General features: G+C 48.9%; 4 protein-coding genes and 1 pseudogene. 3 read left to right on the top strand and 2 right to left on the bottom strand.

What is annotated here, in order from left to right; all coding sequences use genetic code 11:
* Nucleotides 1–150, top strand: a pseudogene (locus tag ACTHS3_RS08750) (YihA family ribosome biogenesis GTP-binding protein); the annotation flags it as partial.
* 343 nt (nt 151–493) lie between these two features.
* Nucleotides 494–955 (top strand): PepSY domain-containing protein, encoded by a 462-nt coding sequence (locus tag ACTHS3_RS08745; RefSeq protein ID WP_234394609.1) that lies wholly within the window; start codon nt 494–496, stop codon nt 953–955.
* A 100-nt stretch (nt 956–1,055) separates the two neighbouring features.
* On the opposite strand, the gene ACTHS3_RS08740 is transcribed toward ACTHS3_RS08745, so the two are convergent.
* Together ACTHS3_RS08740 and ACTHS3_RS08735 are read right to left on the bottom strand one after the other, a co-directional pair.
* The gene (locus ACTHS3_RS08740) at nt 1,056–1,274 is read right to left on the bottom strand and encodes a hypothetical protein (protein ID WP_070625212.1); all 219 of its coding nucleotides are present in this window, start codon (nt 1,272–1,274) and stop codon (nt 1,056–1,058) included.
* The gene (locus ACTHS3_RS08735; RefSeq protein WP_002221492.1) at nt 1,252–1,485 is read right to left on the bottom strand and encodes an RNA-binding S4 domain-containing protein; all 234 of its coding nucleotides are present in this window, start codon (nt 1,483–1,485) and stop codon (nt 1,252–1,254) included. Before ACTHS3_RS08735 ends, ACTHS3_RS08740 begins: the two co-directional genes overlap by 23 nt.
* Before the next feature lie 165 nt (nt 1,486–1,650).
* Here ACTHS3_RS08735 and ACTHS3_RS08730 point away from each other — a divergent pair.
* The coding region (locus ACTHS3_RS08730) for a PHP domain-containing protein (RefSeq protein WP_440367700.1) at nt 1,651–2,519 on the top strand (869 nt) is incomplete at its 3' end.

Genomic DNA, 2,519 nt, shown 5'->3' with positions numbered 1-2,519 from the left:
CCCTACACTGAGCGTCAAAAAATCAGCGTTCAACTGTTCTCCAGCCTGAAAAAACAAGGCATGGACGAAGTCAATCAGGTGGTCGGTTCATGGTTTGACGCGCATCGCGAAGAAATCAAGAATCTTGCAGGCGAAGCATCGCCTGAATGATTGTAAAACAAGGCGGAATAAGATAAGTTGACCAACCGCAAATCTTATTCCGTCATTTGGTTTCTCACCATCGCGTTTACCATTTAATCCGGGGCATGTCTCACACATGCCCTTTTTTCATCACGCTTTTTTGTTTTCACACGCAAACCACAATCCCCGCCAAATATGCCATCACAACATATTAGCAAGGCCGTCTGAAAGCGCGGCTTCGATCTCCATTATTATTAAAGTGTTAATTTTAGTATTGCAACCCATTACACATCTTAGCGTTTTGCTCATGTTCAGCTAATTGTTGAGGCATAGAATACATTCATCGTTCAACAACACAGTAGGAAAGAAAATCATGAAACGCATTAACGCTTTTATTTCAAAAAAACTCATCATTGCCGGTATTATTGCTTCAAGTTTGGGCGTTGCCGGTGCGGCAGGTACCATGGCTTTCAAAGAAGGTATGTTCGCAAAGGTTTCCGGCCAGCAAGCAGCCGCAGCAGCGGTAGCAGAAGTGGGCGGCGTCGTTAAAGATGTCGATTACAAATACAAACAACATTTGGGCGGCCGTTACAAAGTAGAAATCTTGAAAGACGGCGTCGAATACGAAGCTTTGGTTGATGCTCAAAACGGCAAAGTATTGGCAGTAGCACAAGATGACGATCAGGACAAACGACACTTTGGTAAACATGATAAGCATCATAAACATGACAATGCCGAGCCCTCTTCATCGCAAAATACAGATTATCAGGCTCCTGCCGATGCTGCACCTGGCACACCTGAAAATGCAACCGCTTCCGAGGTAACACAATCTTAATTTAAACTTTAAAAAAGCCAATGCCGTCTGAAACTTTCAGACGGCATTGGCTTTAATGCAGCATTGTTTGAAACACAGCTCCTATCAAGCCCAATCATTTTCAGACGGCCTTTGCACCATCTTCGCCGTCTATCCAACCTGCTTCTTTCAACTTCCGCTGTTGCGCGTCATATCGGGCTTTTTCCGCCCAATACATTGTCTGGATACAGGCATCGTCGCATTCGCTGCCGCAACATTCCCACGATTCGGGACGAACGGGTTCGTCTAAAAGAGGTTCGCCCAAGATGGCTTCGGCTTTATTCTTCAGGGTCATATCCATCGGCAATTTCCAAGCGTGCGCCGTCAAATTCAATCACTTCACCGCCGCGTATTTTGGCGGTTTTACGGGTTTCGGTTTCGCCGTTGCGCAATACCAGCCCTTCGGCGATAAACGCTTTTGCCTGTCCGCCGCTTTCGGCAAGGCCAGCCAGTTTCAAAAGGTCGCACAAAGCGATGTATTCATTGTCTTCAAGATAAACTGTCGCTTCCATCATTTAATCCTCTTCAATAATAGCGATATTTTAACATGGCCGTCTGAAAGAAAGCCCCCTTATGTTTTATTTGCTTTATCCAACCCCATTACATTTAGTTTTCAGACGGCCTTTAGCTGCCAACCCTGCTACAATACGCCTTTTATTGTTCACGCCGATTTTGCCATGACCGAGCCGACCTACATCCCCCTGCGCCTGCATACCGAATTCTCGATTACCGACGGTATGGTGCGGATAAAAAAACTGATTGCCAAAGCGCAGGAATACGGTTTGCCTGCTTTGGGCATCAGCGATTTGATGAACGAATTCGGCTTGGTGAAATTCTATAAAGCCTGCCGCGGTGCAGGGATTAAGCCCATCGGCGCGGCGGATGTGTGGATAGGCAATCCGAATGCGCCCGACAAGCCGTTCCGCGCCATGCTGATTATCCGCAACGATGCGGGCTACCTGCGCTTGAGCGAGCTTTTGACGGAGGCCTATGTCGGTAAAGACCGCAATATCCATCATGCGGAACTCAATCCCGAATGGCTGGAAAACGGCGACAACAGCGGCTTGATTTGTTTGAGTGGCGCGCATTACGGCGAAGTGGGCGTGAATCTCTTGAACGGCAATGAAGACGCGGCGCGTGCGGCAGCGTTGAAATATGCGGCGTGGTTCCCCAATGCGTTTTATTTAGAGCTGCAACGCCTGCCCGAACGCCCTGAATGGGAGGCTTGCGTTTCGGGCAGCGTGAAACTGGCGGAAGAATTGGGCTTACCGGTAGTGGCAACGCATCCAACCCAGTTTATGAGCAGCGATGATTTCAACGCGCACGAGGCGCGTGTGTGCATCGCAGGCGGCTGGGTACTGACGGACAAAAAACGTCCGCGCGATTTTACGCCGAGCCAGTTTTTCATTCCGCCGGAAACCATGGCCGAACGTTTTGCCGATTTGCCCGAAGCCTTGGAAAACACGGTAGAAATTGCCAAACGCTGCAATCTGCACATCACATTGGGCAAAAACTTCCTGCCGCTCTTCCCTACTCCGGACGGCCT

The organism is Neisseria sp. P0009.S007 (genome assembly GCF_051962515.1).
This window is presented reverse-complemented; position numbering and strand designations above follow the sequence as displayed.